Here is a 20,101-nt window from a genome sequence, read left to right as displayed (position 1 = left end):
AAACGAATCCATATTAGGGGTATTTGGTATGCATGAGAATAAATACCTGTATTTTTTAATATCTAGTCGATTAAAAATCTAAAAATATAGGTTGACTAATCGTAAGAAAAAAGACCAGCTTATAACTGCTGCTCTGGTTTCTCGTTTATTAATTTTTGAACTAAATCAGTTAATGTGGACACGTTAATTGTAAGTATATTAACCTGCTCTTTTAATTGTATATTTTCTTCTTTAACTACACTTAACTCTTCGGTATTCTTTTTAACCTGTTCTGTTAAATGGATAAATTCACGATACTGTTGTTGAAAAGCTGCAATGAAAATAGAGACAGTATTATATAGATTAATGGCCCGTTTCTCTTTATCTGTAAATATATCTTCAGTATCGTCTGCAATCATGCCGAAATAGGTTTCGATATCTCTCGTTGTATATGGTTCTGTTTGTTCTTCCGGCTTGTTCACACGCATTTGATACAGATCATACATATCATCTTTAAAGTTGTATTGTTTAATAGCCAAATTCATGATTTTATCAAGAGCTGAGAAAGGGATATCTTTTATATTTTCTTTCATATTTCTAGCTGACGTAGGGTTAAATGCTTTCGCCCACATTTGACCAGTAGCACTAATATTCTCTTGCGCTCGTAATGTCCTTAATTCTATATCTTTCCATCCCTGACCCATCATATCTTTAATCTGTAAGCCATTGTTATAACCTTGTACAAAACTTGACCTTATCATTGCATTACCCATGATTAAATCATGATCGGTGGCGCCGTTTACGAAATGTATTTTATAGTCACTGCCTTTTCTTTTGAAAGTAAACTGCCCCCAGTTATTTGTAAAAATATGCGGCTCAGTTGTAGTTACAGAGAAGTAACCATATCCTGGAGCCCATCCTTCAGATTCAAAAATAATATTATTCAAGTTTTGAAAACGAAATTGTCCATCTGAATATACGCTCAGATGTCCACCGTCATTATGCATTTGAATATAGTTTGACCAAACATTAGTTCCTTCTGCATTTTCTCCTTTAGAAATCCCAAATTTTGCATATGCTTTAGAAGGTTGATCGACTCCATTAATTCGCGGCATGACTTGATAAATATAAAACGATCCTGTACCAGCGTATTTTCTATTATCAGAACCAAGGACTAATGAAGGTTGAATACTTCCATCATTTGTTTCCATAAATCCTATATAACCACGTGGCTTATCTGCATCGAAAATCTTCATGTCTTGCTTATTTATTTCAACAAATCTATTTCCGCTTGTTTTAAGTGTTACTCCTTCTAAAACTTGTCCTTTAATATGGCTCGCTGTAATAAAACCTTTTAAGTTAATTCTGTTCGCATTCAAAGTAATGTTTTCTTTACTCATATTGAATGCTGCGATTACATCATTTTCTTTTACAGATATGCTAACACCCTTTTCAGTTAACTGAAGACGGGTTTCCATATCTCTTACATAAGAATCTTTTGCAAATTGTCCATTTGCTTGCTCTATTGTATATACTTCTGTCTTTTTGGCTGCTGCGTTGATCCCCTGCTCATTGATAGTGAAACGATTATCGATTAAAGTCATCTTCTGGTTAAATTGTTCAGTTGCAAGCTTATTAGCTAATTCATCTAATAAATCTTGTTTATTTTGATTAACTGTCTGCTTCAACTCTGGAATCTTAAACCCCGCAACATAATCCTCTACTTGTTTAAGCTCAACTTTACCTTCAAGTGCTTTCGCAGTATTTTCCCATCCAGCTTTCGCCTCTTGTAATTGTTTTCCTTGTTCCGTCTGCGTATTTTGTATTAGAGAGACATTTTGTTTAATGGTAGTTGCATCTTTTTCTACAGTTGCAACACGCTTATCAAATCCACTTTGATTGTTTTCCACTTTTGTAATTGTTTCTTTAATTCCATCCACGCTTTTTGCAATTTCAGTTGTTTTCTGAGTGAACTCATCCGTTGTTACCTGTTCTTCAGGCGGCGCTGTCCAATCTTGTGGCTTATTCCCTTTATACAAGGCAACCCATTCCACAATAGATTTCGTAGTGCTACTCGGATAGTTATATAAGCTTAACTTTCGTTCATTTCCACTTGTAGCTGCAACTGCTTTGAAGGTTACATAAGTTATTCCATTCGCGTAAACACTTGTTGCATATCCAACATTGCTAGATCCACCATTCTGCCAAATTCCAAATTTCTGTCCTTGTGGGACACTCCCTTTAATTACAAAGGTATATTCTTCACCCGCAAAGAAATTTTCAGTTAGAGTATATTGATTGATTAGATAGTCTGTTTTTTCATATTTAATATTTGATTTTAGTAAAAGGTTACGTCCACCAGCTTTATCACTATTAACCTTTGTTTCTACACTCGTCAACTTCTCACTGATTTTCCCAGCTTTTTCTTCTATTTCAGTAGTTGTTTTCTTTAGTTCACTTGTTGTTTGTTGCACATCAGAAATACTCTTCTTTGTACCTTCTACAGTTGTTTCAACTGTATTTAATTTATTGCTAATGTCGGTATCTTTTTTCGTTAACGATTCAATAGAAGTTTTAAATCCATTAGAATCCTGTTCAAACTGAGTTACTTTCTTATCGATTTCACCTTGTTTATTTTCGATATTAGAAATTGTACGACTGACACCTTGTAAACCTTCCTGTACTTTATTGAATTGTCCTGTAGCTTGATTCTGTGCTTCTTGTACCTTTTGGTTTAATTCTGTTTTTGTGACCTCAATATTTTTATTAACCTGCTCAAGTGTTTCTTTCTTAACTGATTCAACATCTGGTACAACCGATTCCCAAGCTGTACCTGTCCATATTTTTAAAATGCCGGGCTTTCCGTTACTCATATCACGCCAAAGCGTTTTATTAGGTTTAAGACCTGTTGTCGGTGGATTCTTAGCTTCTATAATTTCAACAGTATTATTTTTAATATTCTCTTGTACCTTTTCGGCAAGTGTTTTCGCTGCTTCTGATTCTTTCTTAGCGTTACTTGCTGTTTCATTAGCTTCTTTCACCAATTTATCTAGCTGATCCAGCATTTCTTGTTTCTCACCGAATTTACTAAGGATTCGGTTGTAAATCTTCCGTAATTCCTCGTTTTGGTCTACTATCTCTCTATAATCCCCAAATTCGTATTTATCTTGTGCAGGATCAGTGAATGATTCGTCACCAGCAATAACACGCGCTTCAAGATATAGCTTAGGTGTGAAGCCTGTATCTTTGATTCGGATTGTATCTCCTTCATTGATTAGTTCATGCGCTAGTCCGAAAATGCGACCGATTGATTGTGCCTCTACTTCATACGAAACTGAAGAATTAATACGTTTTTTCAGTTCTATTTCCATTAACGTCATTAAACGTTGTGGCGTCATATTTAACTCTTCTGTTTCTGGCGTATAAAAACCAAACTTATGCTTACCACGTTCGTTCCATCGTTGAAATGCATCATTATCGACAATATACGGAAGTCCCCTGTTAATACTTTCAATAGTGATTACACTATCGCCTTCACCTTTTACAAATCCGACTAACGCTGTACAAATATCTCTTGAATGTTCAATACGTGTAACACCTATCAAATCTTTACCTAACTCTATTTCTTTGCCAGTGTCTCGGCCACGCCTTTGAATCATATCGACATACCATCCAACTATTTGTGACCCTTGAACCTCAACACGATATTGAATTTCTAATTTGAACAAAGAAGCTATTTTCTTCAAAAAGGTTAACGGATCCATAAATTCATCAATGGTCATAGTATGAAAACCTGCATAATCTGTTTTTCCACGTTTCCATTTCATGCCTACAAGAGCCATATCGATAAATTCGTTTACTGTTTTACCTTCTATCCTTTGTGGTTTTATAATGCCTGATTTAGCAATTTGAACCCAAGCTCCTGAAGCATATGTGATAATGGATCGTTTGTCTGAATTCTTCTCTGTTTCTGTAATGACATATGGTACGACTCTTCCATCGCGAACTTCTTTTAGAACAAGATTTTGTTGTTGTAACGTAGCCGAATGAGTTGTTCCATCAAAGACAGCAAAATCCAACATATCAACATTGTTTTTCAGTTCCCAATGCCTTTTGTCATCCCAATAGTCATTTGGCTGAATAGCTGCAACGATTTGATCTGTTTTGAAATCCACAACATGCAAAATCCCGCTTGGTGTTCTCATCTGTATCGCTCCCTATAACTAACAGTTGCTTTAACATCTGGTGGCATTATATCGATACGATTCTCACCACGTATTACAGTTGGAAAATTACTAAAAATGTCTTTTAAATTAATCGCGTTTTTACCGTTAATGGTTACAAGACTTTTTTCTGTATCGATTATAACCTTGTCTCCCGTATCAAAAATGTAAGGCGGATTATTTTGAGTATTTAAATTCACTTTCCAGAATTTTAAATCTGAAACGGTCATTGCTTCTACTGGCGGTACATCCTGCCATTGCATAATACTGATCTGAATTTGTGCTGCTTTTTCCATGTGATAGTTATTTTCATCAGTCCACCTTGCAAATCGTTCTGAATCATCCTTTTCTGTCCCCGGTAGGAATTTCGAAATATAAGCCTCCCATACATTTCCCGTTCTAGCTATCCATAATCTTCCGTAATATTGATTCCATGTATTCGGATAATCACCACTCTCATAAATCAAACCTATTTTTCCCGGCTTATTATCATATCCAATTACCATTGTTCCAAAATTTTGTTCAGCTTGCCAAAACACATCAGACATAGCAATTTTTGAAAGCACCTTGCTATTTTCGTCCAATATAGCTATCTCAACCCGTCCCATTTCATTGATTCTTTTACTCTTACATGTAACGTAAGCTTGCATAATAAAATCTTGTACTGGGCCACCGGGGATATTTTTTTTTACAGCTGCACCATGCCACCCTTTCCCTGCACTAGTACCAAAATCAGAACAATAAAATTGATATTTATCTGATTTCATTTCGCCAATCGGTTCGCCATCTTCCATCGAACTGACTTTACTCCAACCTACAGTGGTAGCCATTTCATCCCATATAAGCCTTTGATTTCTTTCAACAGGTAGTTGCTCTGTTTTCAACGGATAACCGATCCTAAAATAATCACGATTATACGGATACTCACCAAACCATACATCTAAAAATGTACTCGGTTTCTTGGCCTCAATCTCAATAATTGGAGGCGCTTCTACATTACCTTGATTGACGAAAGAAGTAGTGATTTCAGTGGACCAGTTTTGAGTAAACGTATGAGTATTTTGTTTACCTAATTTATACGGCATTGGACAAACAAAAGTAATAACACCTCTACCTCTATTGACTATTTCATCCAAATCGACAGAACCATCAATTAATGCTAAATAAGTCCTGTCTAACTCATCATCAAAAATAAGTTCAGCTGGTTGCTCTGTATATAGCCAATCTGCTAAATCTTCTTTTATCTTTTGTAAATCCGCCATATCTTTTTTTGCTTTAATGACAAGAGGAACATCAATACGACGTTCCTCTGTTTCTGTATTAATAAAAAGAGCCCCTGCGCGATGAGGGACTCTTACTAATTTTCTTTTAACTGGAGCCCACGAAGGACGTTTTCTTCCGACTAGCATTTGAATATAATCTTTTCTAATATTATTAAAAGTAAAACTAAGTTTCCCCAACGTGCTCACCACCCTTAAAATTCCGCTCTTCTTTTTTGTTCACGATCTTGAAGTTTTGTAGTGTAAGTGTAACTTCCATTTGCAAGCTCTTTTCCATCTAAAACATTTGTCATATTTACAGTTAATTTCAGTTCTTGTTCTCTACCCGCTCTATCTGGGAATATAGTTTTTGCCATAGATGGGTTGTTATAAGCTAATTGCGGTTGCGTATATCCGTTAAAATTGCCAAACGTATTTTGTGGGATACTATATTGATTTGTTTGGAATCCAAAATCAAATACAGATGGCATATTATTCATCTGTTTTTTGACAGTTCCAACTACATTCTTTGCTGCATCCACAACAAATCGTTTCCCCTTATCCATACCAACTCCAACACCTTCTGGAACTGCGCTGCCGACTGGAATCATCACTTTAGACGGACTGTTAATTTCTAGTGCTCCAGAAATAGTCTTTTTAATCTCTCCAGCAATGCTTTTCGCCTTACTATATAAACCACCTGTCGCATCATCCAACCCTCTTTCGAGACCTTCTATAATGGATTTACCAATGGAACGTAGATTTATAGTACTAAAAAATTTTTCAACTGTATTCCACTTTTCTTCAATATCGCTCTTTATCTCCCGCATTTTATCACTAACAGCTTTTTTCTGCTCTTCAAATTTTCTTGAAACTGTATTTTTTATTTCTTCTACCTTGCTACTTGCAGAGTTTTTCATATCTTCATATTTGTTAGTAACATCTGACCACATTTCTTTCATTTTTCGAATAACATCATCTTTCATAACTTGATATTTCGATTTCACTTGGCCAGTTTCCCAGTCTACCTGATTTGCATGTTCACCAGCTTGTGCTTTTGCTTCACTAACAATTTCTCTATGTTTGTCTCGCGCTGTAGAAACTGTACTATCATACTGACGTTTTGCCTCAGCAATGATTGCATTCGCTTCATCAGCATTAATTGTTTTATTTTCATCACGCTGACGAATCGCCTCAGCAATTTTTTCATCACGGGTTTTTTTCGCATCTTCAATGACTTTATCCCTTGCTTTAGCGCTATTCTCGACGACTTCCGCTGCCTGTCTAGCTGAAATTTCACTAGCCTGCACACGCATATTTTCAAGAATAACCTTTTGCTCCATTTGATTTTTAGACATGTGCTCGACAGCAACTCTGTCCATTTCATCTTGTAATGCTTGTAACGAGGTGCGTTCGGATGTTGTTAATTCTCTATTTTCCCTAGCGGCTGTTTGTAGAATTTCTTTAATTTTATTTTCTTTTTCTTGTGTTTTTAGCTTTTCTTGTTCATAGTGCTGATTTAACTGTTCAATTCGTTTGTTCTCTTCTTCAGCAGTTAATACATATGAATCAGCAAAGAACTTTTTAAGTCCTTCTATTTCTTTTTGCTGCCTTGCATTGGTTTTTTCAATTATTGTATTAGCCAATTTATCATATTGACCAATCAACTTTTGTGACTGTTCTTCAGTTATTACCTCATGATTCAATCTAATTTCAGTTAACTTTTGTCTAATACCATCAGATAACTTGAAATACTCGCCAAGAACTTTCTTAGTCGATGCGCTTACTTTCCCTTCTGTATTCGTAGCAAAGCGATCAACTGAAGCAATACTATCTTCAGTTGCTTTTTGATACGCCTTATATGCGACAACTCCAGTTCCAATAAGAGCGGCTGCTATTAAACCAACAGGCCCAAGAAGCACTCCTAATGCGCTTCCTAACATACCTACCGCAGCACCAGCAAGACCTGCAGCACCACCAGCAATTCCTAATGATGTTGCTAACGCTCCAATACCTGACATAACCATCCCAACTGCAGCTAAAACTACACCGATTGCAGCAGCAACAGCTGTTAAAGCAAGGACAATACCACCTGTAATTGCTATTGCCTTTTGTACAGGCGCAGGTAAAGAGTTGAATCCATCGACAAGTTTTTGCAAACCAGCAACAAAAGCACTAACTACAGGAGCAAGTGCATCACCAATTGTCTTTTTCATTGTAGAAAATGCTGAATCTAATAAAACAATTCTTCCTTGGAGAGTATCAATCTTTGTTTTTGCAACATCAGCAGCCGTAACTTTAGACATTGCATCCCACATCTCATTGACTCCATTTGCTCCTTCTTTAAAGAGAATAGTCGCACCACGTACGGCATCCGAACCGAATAACGTTTCTAAAGCCATACTTCGTTGCTGATCTGTTAAACCTTTCATCGATTCATGAAGTGTCCCTGAAATATTTTCTAAACTTTGAATATGCCCCTGTTGATCATAAAATTTTGATGATAAGAAAGCTGAACTCGTGGCTAATTCACGGAATGTCGTATCACACTTGTCATTCCACTTTTTCGCACCTTCTATTTTCATTACATATCCTTCTAGAGCTTGTTCAATATCGCCAACGCTCCTTGACGCTGGTTGTATACCATTTTTAACAAGAAAATCATATCCAGCCTGCGCGTTGTATGTTATAAGACCTAAATCTCTCATTTTGTTATATGCTTCTTTTGTTGTTGGATTTAAACGCATGAGCATGGTTTTTAATGAAGTACCTGCATCTGAACCTTTTAAACCATTTTGCGCGAATACCGCCAAAGTTGTAGCTGTATCTTTAAACGTCATCCCTGCTCCTGCCGCTACTGCTGAAGAAGCAGCAAGACCATATTTTAATTCTCGTACATCTGTTGCTGATGCGTTTGCTGCACCTGATAATATGTTAGCTGCATCCGCTACTGAAAGATGATCTGCTTTAAACGCATTTAAAGCCGTTGATGCGATTTCTGCCGCTTCACCTAAATCTAGTTCCCCAGCAGTTGCCAAGTTCAGAGCGCCTGATAGACCTCCGTTAATAATATCTGTTAAACTGACACCAGCCTTTATTAATTCCTCAATACCTTTTCCCGCTTCTACAGAAGAATACTTTGTTGTTTCCCCCATGTTGACAGCTAATTCACTTAATTTTTTCATTTCTTCTCCAGTAGAACCAGATACAGCTTTAACATTGGCCATTTGCTGTTCAAAATTCATAGATTCTGTAATTGCGGACTTTAAACCACGTCCTATTGCATACGTCATTCCACCAAAGACAATACCGATTTGACTTCCTGCATTTTGCAAATGATTGCCCAGTGTTTCCATACGATTTCCAAAATTCAGTAGCCGATTCCCTTGTTGCTCGAGTTCATGATTTGACTGTCGTAATCCTTGTTCAAATCGATTTAATTCAGCGGTTGCCCTATGAATTTGTTCTGCATAACGTTGCGCTGACTGACTTGCTTCCCCTTCTTCAGTTTTAGCTCGATTATAAGCTGACTGAAGTTCCCTAATTTTCTCCTTTTGTTTATCTACCATACGAGATAGAACTTCAATTTTTGCTCGCGTCTGTTCAGTAGCATTGGTATATCCATGCATTCCAGTTGTAACCGCTTGGAATTCAGCTTGTAAAGATTTCAATGAATTATTTAATTTATCCATTGCTGTTTGTTGAGCCTGACGATTCACTTGTTTGAGTTCATTCTCAAATCTATTTAAATCTGCAACGGCTTTATTGACTTGTGCAGCGTACCGCTGAGTTGCAGCATCATTCTCCCCTAATTTAGCTTTATTCTGATCATAAGCTTGGCGTAATGCTTTAACTTTTTCTTTCTGAGCTTCAATTAGTCGAGTGAGCGTATTCAATTTCGCTTGTGTTTGCTGACTAGCGTTAGCAAACCCACCCATTCCTGTACTCACAGATTTCAACTCATTCTGCAGCGTCCTGACTGCACGACCTGAGTTCGAGATACCTTGTCGAAAGTTTACATTATCAAGGGAAAGTCTAACGACCAGATTATTTATTTCATTCGCCATAGTCTCACCTCCCTCGTTAAATAATGTTTTCTGCTGGCACTTCTATTTCATTTGAATTGGAGTCTTGGTGATTTTCATTTCCGTTTTCACGCATTTTCCGATTAAGCCTCAAATAATGCCAAATATCCATCTCATTATCAATGTGATGGTGTTTGTACCCTTGTTGCAATAAAGAGAGGTAGAGTTCATCCATAAACTCGCTGAACGTCAACCCTCCTCCCTCTATACGTTTGGGCTTTCTGCTCCATCAGTTACAGGATTCGCACCCGCTGCCTCTACGGTTTCGTTAACTAGAGCATTAATTACATTTGTTGTCGTTAATAAAAATTTTCGAGCGTCTACACCATCCCAATACTGATCCACTGTAAACTGCTCACCATAAACTTGTACTACATATTGAACCATCTTATCTAAATCTGCCGCTTCAGGATTATTTGGAATATCTGCAAGTTCAGGAGCTTGGCGAATTAAACGAGCTGGAATGAATGCTGGTAAGTTAAAAGTTTTTTCTTCGTTATTGATTCGTAAAATTAATTTCATAATTTATTCCTCCTTAATTAATAAAAAAGAGAGAGCTTTTGCTCCCTCTTACTTTCCTGTTGGTGGTTGTGCCACAGGCTTCTCGAATACCTTTTTAAACCAATTATCTCCAATAGCTTTTGTAAATGTAGGCTCATCTTCATCCGCTGTAAACTTAGTTCTATCATCAAAATCACGTTCGATGAATGAACCTTTTAATTTCGTTGTTTGGAAGTTTGGCTTATCTTTTTTAGTTTCAGCTTCTTCCTCTTCCTGCGAAAGTTTCCCTTTTAATAACCAAACATACCGATACTTTCCGTTAGCTTTTAAAAAACGCCATCCAATTGCTAAATACGGCTTTTCGCCCTCTCGCTTTTCATCTAATACGCCATCTGTAACTTCTGGGAATCCTTCGATATCTGCCTTTGTTGATAATGAAAGGCCTCGAACTTCGATTTCAACCTCAACCTCACCATCAGACTCAGCAATTTCCGATTTTTTATTGTCACTCCACATAATCTCAGTAGCTACTTTTTTAGATGTTTTAACCTTTACTGCACCTTCCATTTTTTTAACCGTACTGTAATCAACACCTGTTGCATCATCTTTCAATGACTTTGCATAAACTAGGTTATCTACACCGACAGTTGAACTAATTTTAATAATTTCTCCAGCCATCTATAACTCCACTCCTTTCGCGAATCGCATCGCGTAATGAAAAATTTGTGTATCCTCTTCATATAAATCAGCAACCGCATAACGTGAGAAACCAATTTTTTTCATGATTTCATTCACTTTTTGATGGATTGCCGTTGTACTACTCTTCGCCCAAACATCAACTTGAAACAAGATTTCACTTTCAATCTCTTGATTATCTGCAAATCCGTCTGGCCTATTATCTAATTCGAAATACGTAATTCGCGGAAACTCTTCTGCTTTCTGTGCTTTACGGTAATAAATTCGTTTTCCACCTAACAATGAGACAAGCTCTTGATCATTCTCAAGAGCTTGTAAAATATCAGGTCTTAAATTTATCACAGATTCAACCTCATTTCGTTCTTTAAAATATCTGTCATAGCACGTACAGCTTCCGCTTTTGAAGCATTAAAACCAGGCTCTATAAATGGATGTGCTGGCATTTTTGATGTACCCCACTCTAAAAACTTTCCATAGAAATATGGAGAACGGTCCGCTTTGTCTATTCCAATCTTAATCGTTTTCACACCATTTTCCATTCGCGCCCTCGTAACTCGTATATTATCAAGCAAATGTTGGCCTGTGCGCCAAGGTTCACTTTTGGACGGTTTCTTAGGACTTGAACTCCTCGGTTCACTTCTTTCTGCAATGGCTTTTCGAATTTTCTCACCACCAGCTGCAAGAGTCTTATCTTCAATTTCCTCTCCGCGTAACCCCATTTGATTTAATTCAGTAACTAAACGATCAAATCCTAATAAGTCTAAATCTATACCATCAGCCATTCATTTCACCACGTTTCCACATGATTAATAAAGTATGATCTTGAGTTGGAATAACGGAAACAATATCATAAATCACGTTTTTGTACTTAATTTTCATATCTGCACTTACATCATCCCGATTTCTGATTTCTGCTTCTCCTTGAACCTCACTATTAGCAGCCGCTGCCTCAAAGTATTTCCTTCCTTTTAAGTAAACGAAAGAGCCCCATACGGTAAAAGCATCTTTATAGCCGTCTATTGGATCACCGTCAGGCCCTTTTGCATTTTCATCTTTCACTTGAAACGTAAGCCTTTTATCTAATTTTGCAGGATTCATTTGCTTTCCTCCTGAGGCTCTGAAGCATATTGGAGCTGTAATATCATACTTTGAACAATGGTTCTGATTTTTTCACTGGCTTTTTCACCTACAAGTAGTCGGTTTTCATACCAATCAGCCACCAAAAATAAACAAAGCAACTTAGCATCTTCACTTGTTTGAGTAAATGTTTTGCCAGTTGCTTTGTAAATATATAATTCGGCCGCCTTAATTAACATAGTGATAGTTGGGTCATCATCTCCATCCACTCGAATCCATTCTTTAGCTTCTTCTAAGGTAACAAGCATTCAAATGCCTCCTTAGCTTACCCTTGAGGCTGTTCTGGCGTTGTACTTAAATCAATTTCTCCATATACAGCCGCTTCGTTATCCCATAGTTTAACATCATCACGTTGAATTGCTCTTAAATCTAATGTATTACGAGTAAAAGCCTTGCCCCCTACATCTGTAGAAGCAAGTTCCATATCTTCTCGTTTAAATAATACAATTGCCTCTTTTAAGTCCCCAATGATAAGTGGCGCTTTTTTAGTTTTTGTTTTTAAGAAACGATTTGAAATAACTACAACTGGGTTGCTGCCATTAAATAACTTTCTGTTTGGTTGAGTTGGATCAGGTTGTAAAATATATTTTCCATCCTTATCTTTTAACTTATCTAAGTAGTTAAAACCATCTTGATTTGTAAGTAAAATAGCATTTGGAGAGATTGCTGGGTCTAATTTAACATTTAGTACATCTTTAATGTCATCTAGAGATTTAATTGCCTGTTTTGCTAATTTTTCAATCACACCCAAAATTAATACATTTCGTGTAACTTTAGATTTTTTACCTAACCAGTTAGTTACATACTTTAAGATATTTTGATCACTATCTTTAAGTAATGAACGAGATAATGGTAAAATACCTGCTCTATCTTTCGTTGCATACTCTACGTTTGAGAATTTCGGATTATCCGTTTCTGGAATTTCACCCATTTCAGTGATTTCAACAAATGGTACCATGTCTGAATTTTTCTCTAACACCCTTGAACCTGAACGTGTACGCACTGGCTCAACCGTTACATATTGCTCAAGTGCATCAAATGAACGAGATAATTCATTGATTTTCGTTTGAATATCTTGAGGAATGACAAGGCCTCCATCTTCCCCTGTTAATCCAGACATTGCCCGTTTTTCTAAATCATTTTCAAGAAATTCACGCTCTTCAGCGCTTAACGATTTATTGCGTAATGCTTTCATAAATACATCACGGTATTCCATTTCACCATCTACATTACGTGTTTCAACTTCTCGGCCATTATTTCGCTCTTCCCTTTCTGATTCATCTAATGAGCGCTGTAAATCAACTTTTTTCTGTAGTGATCGTACTTCTTCCATCATTTGTTCTGCTTCTGCCACTTTATCTTCTCCCATAAGAGAGCGTACTTCTTCCTTTTTTCCTTCTAACTTGGCTAATAATTCACGTAATTCTTTTGACATTCAAATCACTCCTTAAATTTATCAATAAAAAAAGAGCCTTATATAAGCTCTAGTTCGATTTCTAGTTTTCTTTTCCTAAACTCATCAGCTACTCGCTTTTCTCCAGCTTTAAAATCATCCAATGAACGTACACTTACTTCATTCGTTGGATATGCGGGAAATGCAACCGGTGATATTTCATATAGTTCGGCATTCAAAATCGAACGTTTATAAACCTTTCCATTTTCACGTTCCTCCGATGACCATTTATCTTTTGTAACCTTCATTCCAAAAGAAACTCCATCAACATCTCCGCGCTTAATTAATTCCCACGCATCATTCCCGACAGTTGTATTAGGAATATCTAATTCAAACCGCAATTCTTTCTTATCATTTTCGATTCGTAATGTTTTACTTTTAGTGTTTCCTAATACTTGAGAAGTGTCGTGAGACCATAAACCTACAACATCGCGAACTTTTAAACTTTCATCAAAAGCTCCCTCTGCAATCTCTTCTACGAAAGTATCTCCCCACCAGTCACGCATTTCAGCACTTTCATTGTTATATTTTATCGATCCCGAAATTGTTCGTTTTCCTTCGTCCTCATTAACTTCACGGACTTCAATAGTCATTGGTAAAGCTCTAATTTCCTTCATTTCCTTCTTTGCTGACTTCTCCATTAGTATCACCTCCCTTCAAATATGCCTGTCCAGCCATATCAATCGGCAACATATTTCCATTAACAAGTAAACGATCCCCACCAACTTCTGGTGGTAAATCTTCCTTACTTCTAGCTTCGTTAGGTTTAAGGAAACCACCTTGAATACCTGTCCTGTAAGCTTCATATCTCGTTTTGATATCCGCTCTTAAAATAGCATCTACATTGAATTTTGAATAAAACCCTTTATCCAACTCGCTGTCTAAAAATAACTTATACGTCATTTCTTGCTCATACATCGTTAAAGTAGCTTGCAATGTATCGGTATAAAATTGTTGTTGCTGCTGCTCAATATTATTTAAAGTCGCTTTACTCAAATCGTTTAATTGATGCATTTTAATGCCGAATGCAGTGGCGATTTGCCTAATAGTAAGCTCAGTATTTTCAAGAAATTGAGCATCTGACATATTTAATGAAATAGGCTGAAATTGATATCCTACTGGCATTAATGCAATACGATGACTATTTTGAAGACCACTAGACATTGATTCAAAATTCTCTCGGAAAATCTTCTTCGCATCATCATTTAAATCACCGACATATTGAACTAATCCCTTTACCTGTAACCCTTGTTTGTAAAAGTTATTTATGAATTTATCAGCTGAAGCTGAATTTTCTAATGTGGACTTTAAATATTCCATTGTAGGGACACCAACTAGACCATCAAGAGTTATTCCGTTTTTAAAGTGCAGAATCTCTTCCGGCTTTAATACTCTTTGTTGTCCATTCGTATTTACCACATACCACATTTTAGTTTTGGAATTTAATAAACCAACGTCATCAATGTACACTGTCACTTTAGAGGCATCTATTGGCCATAGCGCTTGTACTTTCCCTTTTCTATCAAATTCTATGTTAGCGTAGCTATTGCCATATAAATTTTTTTGAGCTTCTAATGCCCCAAAAAAATTCATGCTAGACATGTACGGATTAGGCCTTAGTCTCAATAAATTATTGAGATAATGCTTAGTCCCGCGTTGAATTCCGTATTCATCTTCCTGATATATTTTCAAGGGTAACTTTGATACAGATTCAGATAGTATTTTGATACATGCAAAGACTGTAGCAACTTTTAAAGCATTTTTGCCTTTAACGCTAATATCACTTGGAGAAATCCCTAACCATTCTAATAATTTTTCATCATCTTTATTTAACTCTATTACCTGCGATGTTTGACGTTTTTCAAAATTAAAGAACTTTTTAACTGAATCCACTATTTTCACATGTTCACCCCCTCCCTAGTTCCATAACTTGCCTAGAAAGTCTTTATTCGCAAATTCAGATACATCAAACCTGACACTTGCTCCATACATAGCCCTAGCAAACGCATTTAATACCGCTGCTGCTGGATCAATACGATTTTTACTTATTTTTTTCGAAATCATAATGTTTTCCTGATCATCCATTTTAATAACAGCATTATTAAGCGCCCAAAAAAGGACTGGATCTCCATTATGTTTAACTTTCTTTTCATATACTTTTTCTCGAAAAGTTTTAGTTGGAATGGATAAATTAGCTATCCTTTGAGGGATTTCCACGCAAACAAACCCTTTATTCTCTAAATTTTGCGCTAGATGCAATGCATTCCATTTATCATAATCAAACTCTTGAATTTCTTTGTCTTTAGAAAATTTTTCTATCCAAGATTCAACAATTGTATAATCAACCATTTCACCAGGTGTTAAAGTCAAATATCCTTGTTCAGCCCATAAGTCATAACGCACTTTATCTGTAGCCATCTTTTCTTTCAAACGCGCTTCAGGCATAAAAGAATGTTGTCCAACAATAAAATCACCTTCATCATCCATTCCAACCCAACCAACACTTGTTAAATCCGTTGTCATTGATAAGTCGCAACCTATCCAAAGAGTTGCACCTGAAAAATCAAGGTTATCTACTTCACATTTTTGCCATTTTGACATATCCATGTATCCGTTGTCCTTTTTATCGACCCAAATATTCATGTTTTTTGTTAAAAAGGCCCTCATCTTTTCAGGTCTATCAAGAGCAACCTTCAAATCTGAACGTATACCTTCCAAACCTTCTTCATATGTTGCTACGATTGGGTTTGCTTTTATCCAATTCGACTCATCTTTGATATCATCATTCTTTTCCAATTCGCAGATCATAACGAAATAATCATCGTTTTCTACACTTTTTGACGGGTCTAAGATATCACTGACATACTCATACTCTCTATAACAAGGCCTTGATAAGTCGAAACCAGCTGTTGTTATGATAAACATTAACGGCTCTTTCCTTGCCACCATACCAGACGATAAAACATCGTAAATTTCATCAGTTTCATGTGCATGATATTCATCGACAATTCCAAGAGACGGGTTTTTACCATCACCAGTTTTTCTAGCTTCTTTTGAAAGTGGAACGACAACTGAGCCATTTTTAAATATTTCAATAGTGCTGTAAGCTTCTTTCCATTTCCCTTCTAACAATTCGCTAGAACTGATCCCTGTTTTTACAGCCTCATAAACTTCAGATGATTGGTCCCTTGTCCATCCAGCGATATAAGCACGTTGTTTTTCTTCTCCAATAAATGTACAAAAAGCTGCTACAATAGCAAGAAACTGAGATTTAGCATTTTTACGCGCTAATTGAATAAAAACTTTTCTAAATCGCCTTGCTCCATTTATTTTCTTTTTGAATCCGAAAATATTAGCCGCTAGAAACAATTGAAAATCAGTTAATTCTACGGATTCACCTGCCAAAATCCCTTCAACGTGCTTAAATTCCTTTGCAAACCAGTAAAAATCCTCTGCTATCTCTCCATCAAAATAAAAAGGACTGTCTTCACTTTGACACTCCTCATAATCCCTTATAAATCGTTCGATGGCCCAACGATGTTTTTTACAACTATTTATTTTTCCGCTTAAAATATCCTCGCAATATGCAAAAACCCGTTCCATTATCCAGTTCATATACGATCACCAAAACGCTTTTGCGCTTCACTTTGTTTTTGTTGTGAAGTATCTGCTTCTGGAATAACTAATTTTAAGCGGGATGTAATGGTCAAACCTAAATCACTAGCTGAAGAACGACATTCATTAAATAAAAGATTCTTACTTCTTTGCATTTGAGAATACAATTTAAAATCATCTGTAGGTTTTGTTTTTCTTAGTAGGCGAACTATTTTTATATACTGGTCTTTAGAATCGATATACCTTGCTAAACTGTCCACATCTAAGTTGCTGAAAATTTTCAACCTGACTAATTCAGCGGCTAAAGTATCGAATTCTCTTTTTTGTGCCGCGGTCAAATAAGAAGGAGCTTCAATTTTATCAGTATGCCCCCGCAATGCTTCTTCTTGTTTTTCTCGTCTATTTTTCTCACTTTTTGTAATGTGATTTGATCTACCTTTTCCCTGTATAACAGAGAGTGGTTGTTTATTTCTTCCAGCCATGATTACACCCCCTTAAAAAAATATGCAAAAACGGATTTTTCTGCGAAGTTGAGGGGGCGGCGGTACGGGAAGACCGTCCTGAATGTTTTTTGACCCACCCCTACCCGTATTTCTTTTTGTCTTCTGCTGTTTTTCTATTGTGACATGGATTACAAAGCGATTGTAAATTTTCTAAATTAAGTTTTAAGCTTGGTTCAATCTTGATTGGAATGATATGGTCAACCATATCTGCAACTTTAATCTTTCTATTGTTCTTACAATGTAGGCACAACCCTTTGTCTCTCATTAGTGCTTGCTCTCTTAACCTTTCCCATGCCTTTGATTTATAGAAAGCCGTGCTCTCCTTATCTCGTTTGAATCGGTCATAGTATCTATTCTTGTCTTGTTGCGTTTCCTTTTCTTTGTATCTATGTTCCTCACAATATCTTTCACGCGTGAGATTATAGCAATGGAATTCGCAGCATGGTCTAAGTGGCTTCTTCATCTCTCCTCACTCCTTACCTTCTCTCAACAAACAAGACGCTGCATAATTTAGAGCGGCGCCTACAATGATTAATATCGGGCCGAGCGTTTTATATCTAGTTTATTTGCTTGTAAATTAATAAAGTCTGCCGTCTGTTCAAGTGTGGATTGGGCAATTGTTTTTATATCAAACGATACTTCAACTGGTTCAGCTTTCCTTTTAAACTTACCCAACGCTTGTTCCAACTTTTCTAATGCATCTGCACATTCATTAGCTGCCTGAGTTACTTCCTTGATACCTTCTAATGCTTCAGTTGTATCCGCAGTTACTTCAATAATTAATTTGTTATTAGCCATTTTGTGAATCCTCCTCAGATTGTTTAATCATTGGTTAAACATGTGTGATATCAGCTTTCGTTGCTAATCCTTCCTCTAACATACTGACCTTTCTATTTACCACTTCTAACTTTGACGAAACTTCTAGCAACGCTTGTTTCAGACCAGCATTATCTTTTTGTAAATCACTAACGCTCTTTTCTAATTCATCACATTTCATTTCAAGATATCGATTATCCATCATTCATCCTCCTTTGTTTTGTTATCCTTTTCAATTAAGTGTTCTAACCCCTTGACTGCCTTGTCATCCAAACGAATATCCATCAACCTTAAAATCTTAATTACGTCCTCTAACGTTTTGATTTTACTTCCGTCAATTTTATGAGGATGTGTTGGTCTAAGATAGATGCTATCTTTCTTCTTCACTTTTAATTCCTGTTCATTCATCCTTCATCCCTCCAAAATAAAAAGCACCATTATTTGGCGCTTTCTTTTTTCTTATTCAACTGTTGAAACGTCATTGGCCCGTTGCAATGAGGACATTTCCAACCGTCACGTATCTTATGAGAAGTCTCTTCGAATCCGCAGTTTCTATCTAAACACCAATGCTTTGTTAATGGCATTTTCAAACTCACTTCACCTCTCACTTTGTTCTTTCAAACCTTTTCCTTAACCGTTTCATTTCATCTTCAATAGCAAGATTCTTTTTATTAATCCGCTCATGACACTTTGCTATATCTGCTTGATACTTACGAATCTTATCATTCACGTACGCAGCTACATGTTCATGATTACAATGAGGACAAATAAAGAAACACTTCTCAATACGATTAGGAAGTTGTGTTACTTGCGGCTGCATGTCATAACTTTTATCACATTCAGAGCAATATACTTGCATTCATTCCCACCTCATCGGTCTATTGATTATTATTTAATGAATTGATTAATATCTCTCGTGTTAATTCAAACGCTTGCCCTTCATTGAATCCAGCCTCTTTAAACTGCGTGAAGGCAGCAAATGTCATCTTTGCAGCTAAAGAAAAATCTAACATAACCTTTCCCACTTGTTCATTTTGCATATCGTTAACAATTTTATTAAATCCGTTCATTCAGTTATTCTCCTTTTCATATTCTTTTTTTAATTTCTTTAATGCACGTTTGAACTTCCAGATAAAACACTTATCTTTTAACCCATTAACAAATATGGACAACATCTAAACTTGTTCCTTATTCGCAATAGGATGATTATGCTGAATGATCTCGGTATTTAAACGCTTGTTATCAACTGGTACATGTTCAATATGAATGTATGACCGATTAATTTTATCAATCGATTGCGATTCCCAATCAAACGCAACACGTAACTTTCTATCTATCTGTTCACCTTTGTAATGAACTATAGGTTTAGCATCTATATCTGTTAATGTAATTGTTAATAAAGGTTCTTCATTAGACTGTGTATTATCTAATCGTTTGTACTTCCCTAACTTCCACACATCTACAAAAGCACCGTTGCATTCCGGACAAACTGTTACTTCCTGATACTCTTTTTTAGATGGATGATTCACTCTATCTTGATGACCGCACACTAAACATACGGCCTTATTAAAATATCCCTTTCCCATATCAACACACCGTCCTCGCTCTAATACATTTAGGCTTACGATCTATTACCTGCGATTTCATTACCTTAACAGGGTTAAAGGGAAAACTAATGCATTCTTTATATTGCGGTTCTTTCTCGTGCATACAAGCTTCTTTGATTAACTCATTGAACTCTTTAACCTGTTCGCTCATATCATTAAAAGCTTTACGTAACATAGCAAACGCTTCACCTAGCGTTCCTGCACAAACAATAAAAACTTTCATATCT

23 protein-coding genes are annotated in these 20,101 nt (G+C 36.3%); all 23 read right to left on the bottom strand.

What is annotated here, in order from left to right; all coding sequences use genetic code 11:
- Positions 1–119 precede the first annotated feature (119 nt).
- The 23 genes from ACS2CR_RS25095 to ACS2CR_RS24985 all read right to left on the bottom strand — a co-directional run bounded on the left by ACS2CR_RS25095 (position 120) and on the right by ACS2CR_RS24985 (position 20,097).
- Entirely contained in the window at positions 120–4,184 is a 4,065-nt protein-coding gene (locus ACS2CR_RS25095; RefSeq protein WP_438906083.1) for a phage tail spike protein, read from the bottom strand.
- Entirely contained in the window at positions 4,181–5,662 is a 1,482-nt protein-coding gene (locus ACS2CR_RS25090) for a distal tail protein Dit (protein ID WP_438906082.1), read from the bottom strand. The genes ACS2CR_RS25095 and ACS2CR_RS25090 overlap by 4 nt, the downstream gene beginning before the upstream one ends.
- A 14-nt stretch (positions 5,663–5,676) precedes the next feature.
- Positions 5,677–9,528: a phage tail tape measure protein gene (locus ACS2CR_RS25085; protein ID WP_438906081.1), complete on the bottom strand. Its 3,852-nt coding sequence runs from the start codon at positions 9,526–9,528 to the stop codon at positions 5,677–5,679.
- 16 nt (positions 9,529–9,544) lie between these two features.
- Complete coding sequence (locus ACS2CR_RS25080) at positions 9,545–9,739, bottom strand: hypothetical protein (RefSeq protein WP_142389124.1); 195 nt, start codon at positions 9,737–9,739, stop codon at positions 9,545–9,547.
- Positions 9,740–9,750: 11 nt separating this feature from the next.
- Positions 9,751–10,068 (bottom strand): phage tail assembly chaperone G, encoded by a 318-nt coding sequence (gene gpG, locus ACS2CR_RS25075; RefSeq protein WP_151522118.1) that lies wholly within the window; start codon positions 10,066–10,068, stop codon positions 9,751–9,753.
- A gap of 48 nt (positions 10,069–10,116) precedes the next feature.
- The gene (locus ACS2CR_RS25070) at positions 10,117–10,725 is read right to left on the bottom strand and encodes a major tail protein (RefSeq protein ID WP_153602879.1); all 609 of its coding nucleotides are present in this window, start codon (positions 10,723–10,725) and stop codon (positions 10,117–10,119) included.
- Positions 10,726–11,085 carry a tail completion protein gp17 gene (gene gp17, locus ACS2CR_RS25065; protein WP_325853327.1) on the bottom strand — a complete coding sequence of 120 codons (360 nt, stop codon included), beginning with the start codon at positions 11,083–11,085 and terminating at the stop codon, positions 10,726–10,728.
- Entirely contained in the window at positions 11,082–11,525 is a 444-nt protein-coding gene (locus tag ACS2CR_RS25060; protein WP_153602880.1) for an HK97-gp10 family putative phage morphogenesis protein, read from the bottom strand. Before ACS2CR_RS25060 ends, gp17 begins: the two co-directional genes overlap by 4 nt.
- Positions 11,518–11,841, bottom strand: coding sequence for a phage head closure protein (locus ACS2CR_RS25055; protein ID WP_153602881.1), 324 nt, complete (start codon positions 11,839–11,841; stop codon positions 11,518–11,520). The genes ACS2CR_RS25060 and ACS2CR_RS25055 overlap by 8 nt, the downstream gene beginning before the upstream one ends.
- Entirely contained in the window at positions 11,838–12,128 is a 291-nt protein-coding gene (locus ACS2CR_RS25050; protein ID WP_153602882.1) for a head-tail connector protein, read from the bottom strand. The genes ACS2CR_RS25055 and ACS2CR_RS25050 overlap by 4 nt, the downstream gene beginning before the upstream one ends.
- Positions 12,129–12,145: 17 nt before the next feature.
- A complete protein-coding gene (locus ACS2CR_RS25045) occupies positions 12,146–13,315 on the bottom strand; it encodes a phage major capsid protein (RefSeq protein WP_000032134.1) in 1,170 nt (389 codons plus the stop codon).
- A gap of 38 nt (positions 13,316–13,353) precedes the next feature.
- Complete coding sequence (locus ACS2CR_RS25040) at positions 13,354–13,974, bottom strand: HK97 family phage prohead protease (protein WP_153602883.1); 621 nt, start codon at positions 13,972–13,974, stop codon at positions 13,354–13,356.
- On the bottom strand, positions 13,937–15,235 hold the full coding sequence (locus tag ACS2CR_RS25035; protein WP_325853325.1) for a phage portal protein: 1,299 nt from the start codon (positions 15,233–15,235) through the stop codon (positions 13,937–13,939). Before ACS2CR_RS25035 ends, ACS2CR_RS25040 begins: the two co-directional genes overlap by 38 nt.
- 15 nt (positions 15,236–15,250) lie before the next feature.
- On the bottom strand, positions 15,251–16,948 hold the full coding sequence (locus ACS2CR_RS25030; protein WP_153602884.1) for a terminase large subunit: 1,698 nt from the start codon (positions 16,946–16,948) through the stop codon (positions 15,251–15,253).
- On the bottom strand, positions 16,945–17,430 hold the full coding sequence (locus ACS2CR_RS25025; RefSeq protein WP_044798131.1) for a phage terminase small subunit P27 family: 486 nt from the start codon (positions 17,428–17,430) through the stop codon (positions 16,945–16,947). The genes ACS2CR_RS25030 and ACS2CR_RS25025 overlap by 4 nt, the downstream gene beginning before the upstream one ends.
- A 100-nt stretch (positions 17,431–17,530) precedes the next feature.
- Positions 17,531–17,914, bottom strand: a complete 384-nt coding sequence (locus ACS2CR_RS25020; protein WP_153602885.1) for an HNH endonuclease — start codon at positions 17,912–17,914, stop codon at positions 17,531–17,533.
- A 68-nt stretch (positions 17,915–17,982) separates the two neighbouring features.
- A complete protein-coding gene (locus ACS2CR_RS25015) occupies positions 17,983–18,249 on the bottom strand; it encodes a hypothetical protein (protein WP_153602886.1) in 267 nt (88 codons plus the stop codon).
- Between the two features lie 34 nt (positions 18,250–18,283).
- Positions 18,284–18,469 carry a hypothetical protein gene (locus ACS2CR_RS25010; protein WP_325853322.1) on the bottom strand — a complete coding sequence of 62 codons (186 nt, stop codon included), beginning with the start codon at positions 18,467–18,469 and terminating at the stop codon, positions 18,284–18,286.
- Positions 18,469–18,675, bottom strand: coding sequence for a hypothetical protein (locus ACS2CR_RS25005; protein WP_153602888.1), 207 nt, complete (start codon positions 18,673–18,675; stop codon positions 18,469–18,471). Before ACS2CR_RS25005 ends, ACS2CR_RS25010 begins: the two co-directional genes overlap by 1 nt.
- A 196-nt stretch (positions 18,676–18,871) precedes the next feature.
- Positions 18,872–19,126: a hypothetical protein gene (locus ACS2CR_RS25000; protein WP_153602889.1), complete on the bottom strand. Its 255-nt coding sequence runs from the start codon at positions 19,124–19,126 to the stop codon at positions 18,872–18,874.
- Positions 19,127–19,145: 19 nt separating this feature from the next.
- Complete coding sequence (locus tag ACS2CR_RS24995; protein ID WP_153602890.1) at positions 19,146–19,337, bottom strand: hypothetical protein; 192 nt, start codon at positions 19,335–19,337, stop codon at positions 19,146–19,148.
- Positions 19,338–19,442: 105 nt separating this feature from the next.
- The gene (locus tag ACS2CR_RS24990) at positions 19,443–19,853 is read right to left on the bottom strand and encodes a hypothetical protein (protein WP_153602891.1); all 411 of its coding nucleotides are present in this window, start codon (positions 19,851–19,853) and stop codon (positions 19,443–19,445) included.
- Between the two features lies 1 nt (position 19,854).
- The gene (locus ACS2CR_RS24985; RefSeq protein WP_153602892.1) at positions 19,855–20,097 is read right to left on the bottom strand and encodes a hypothetical protein; all 243 of its coding nucleotides are present in this window, start codon (positions 20,095–20,097) and stop codon (positions 19,855–19,857) included.
- Positions 20,098–20,101: the final 4 nt, after the last annotated feature.

It is taken from the genome of Bacillus cereus group sp. BceL291 (genome assembly GCF_051776705.1).
In the GTDB taxonomy this organism is placed as follows: domain Bacteria; phylum Bacillota; class Bacilli; order Bacillales; family Bacillaceae_G; genus Bacillus_A; species Bacillus_A cereus.
The sequence above is the reverse complement of the archived record's forward strand: the minus strand, read 5'-3'. Positions and strand labels throughout refer to the sequence as shown.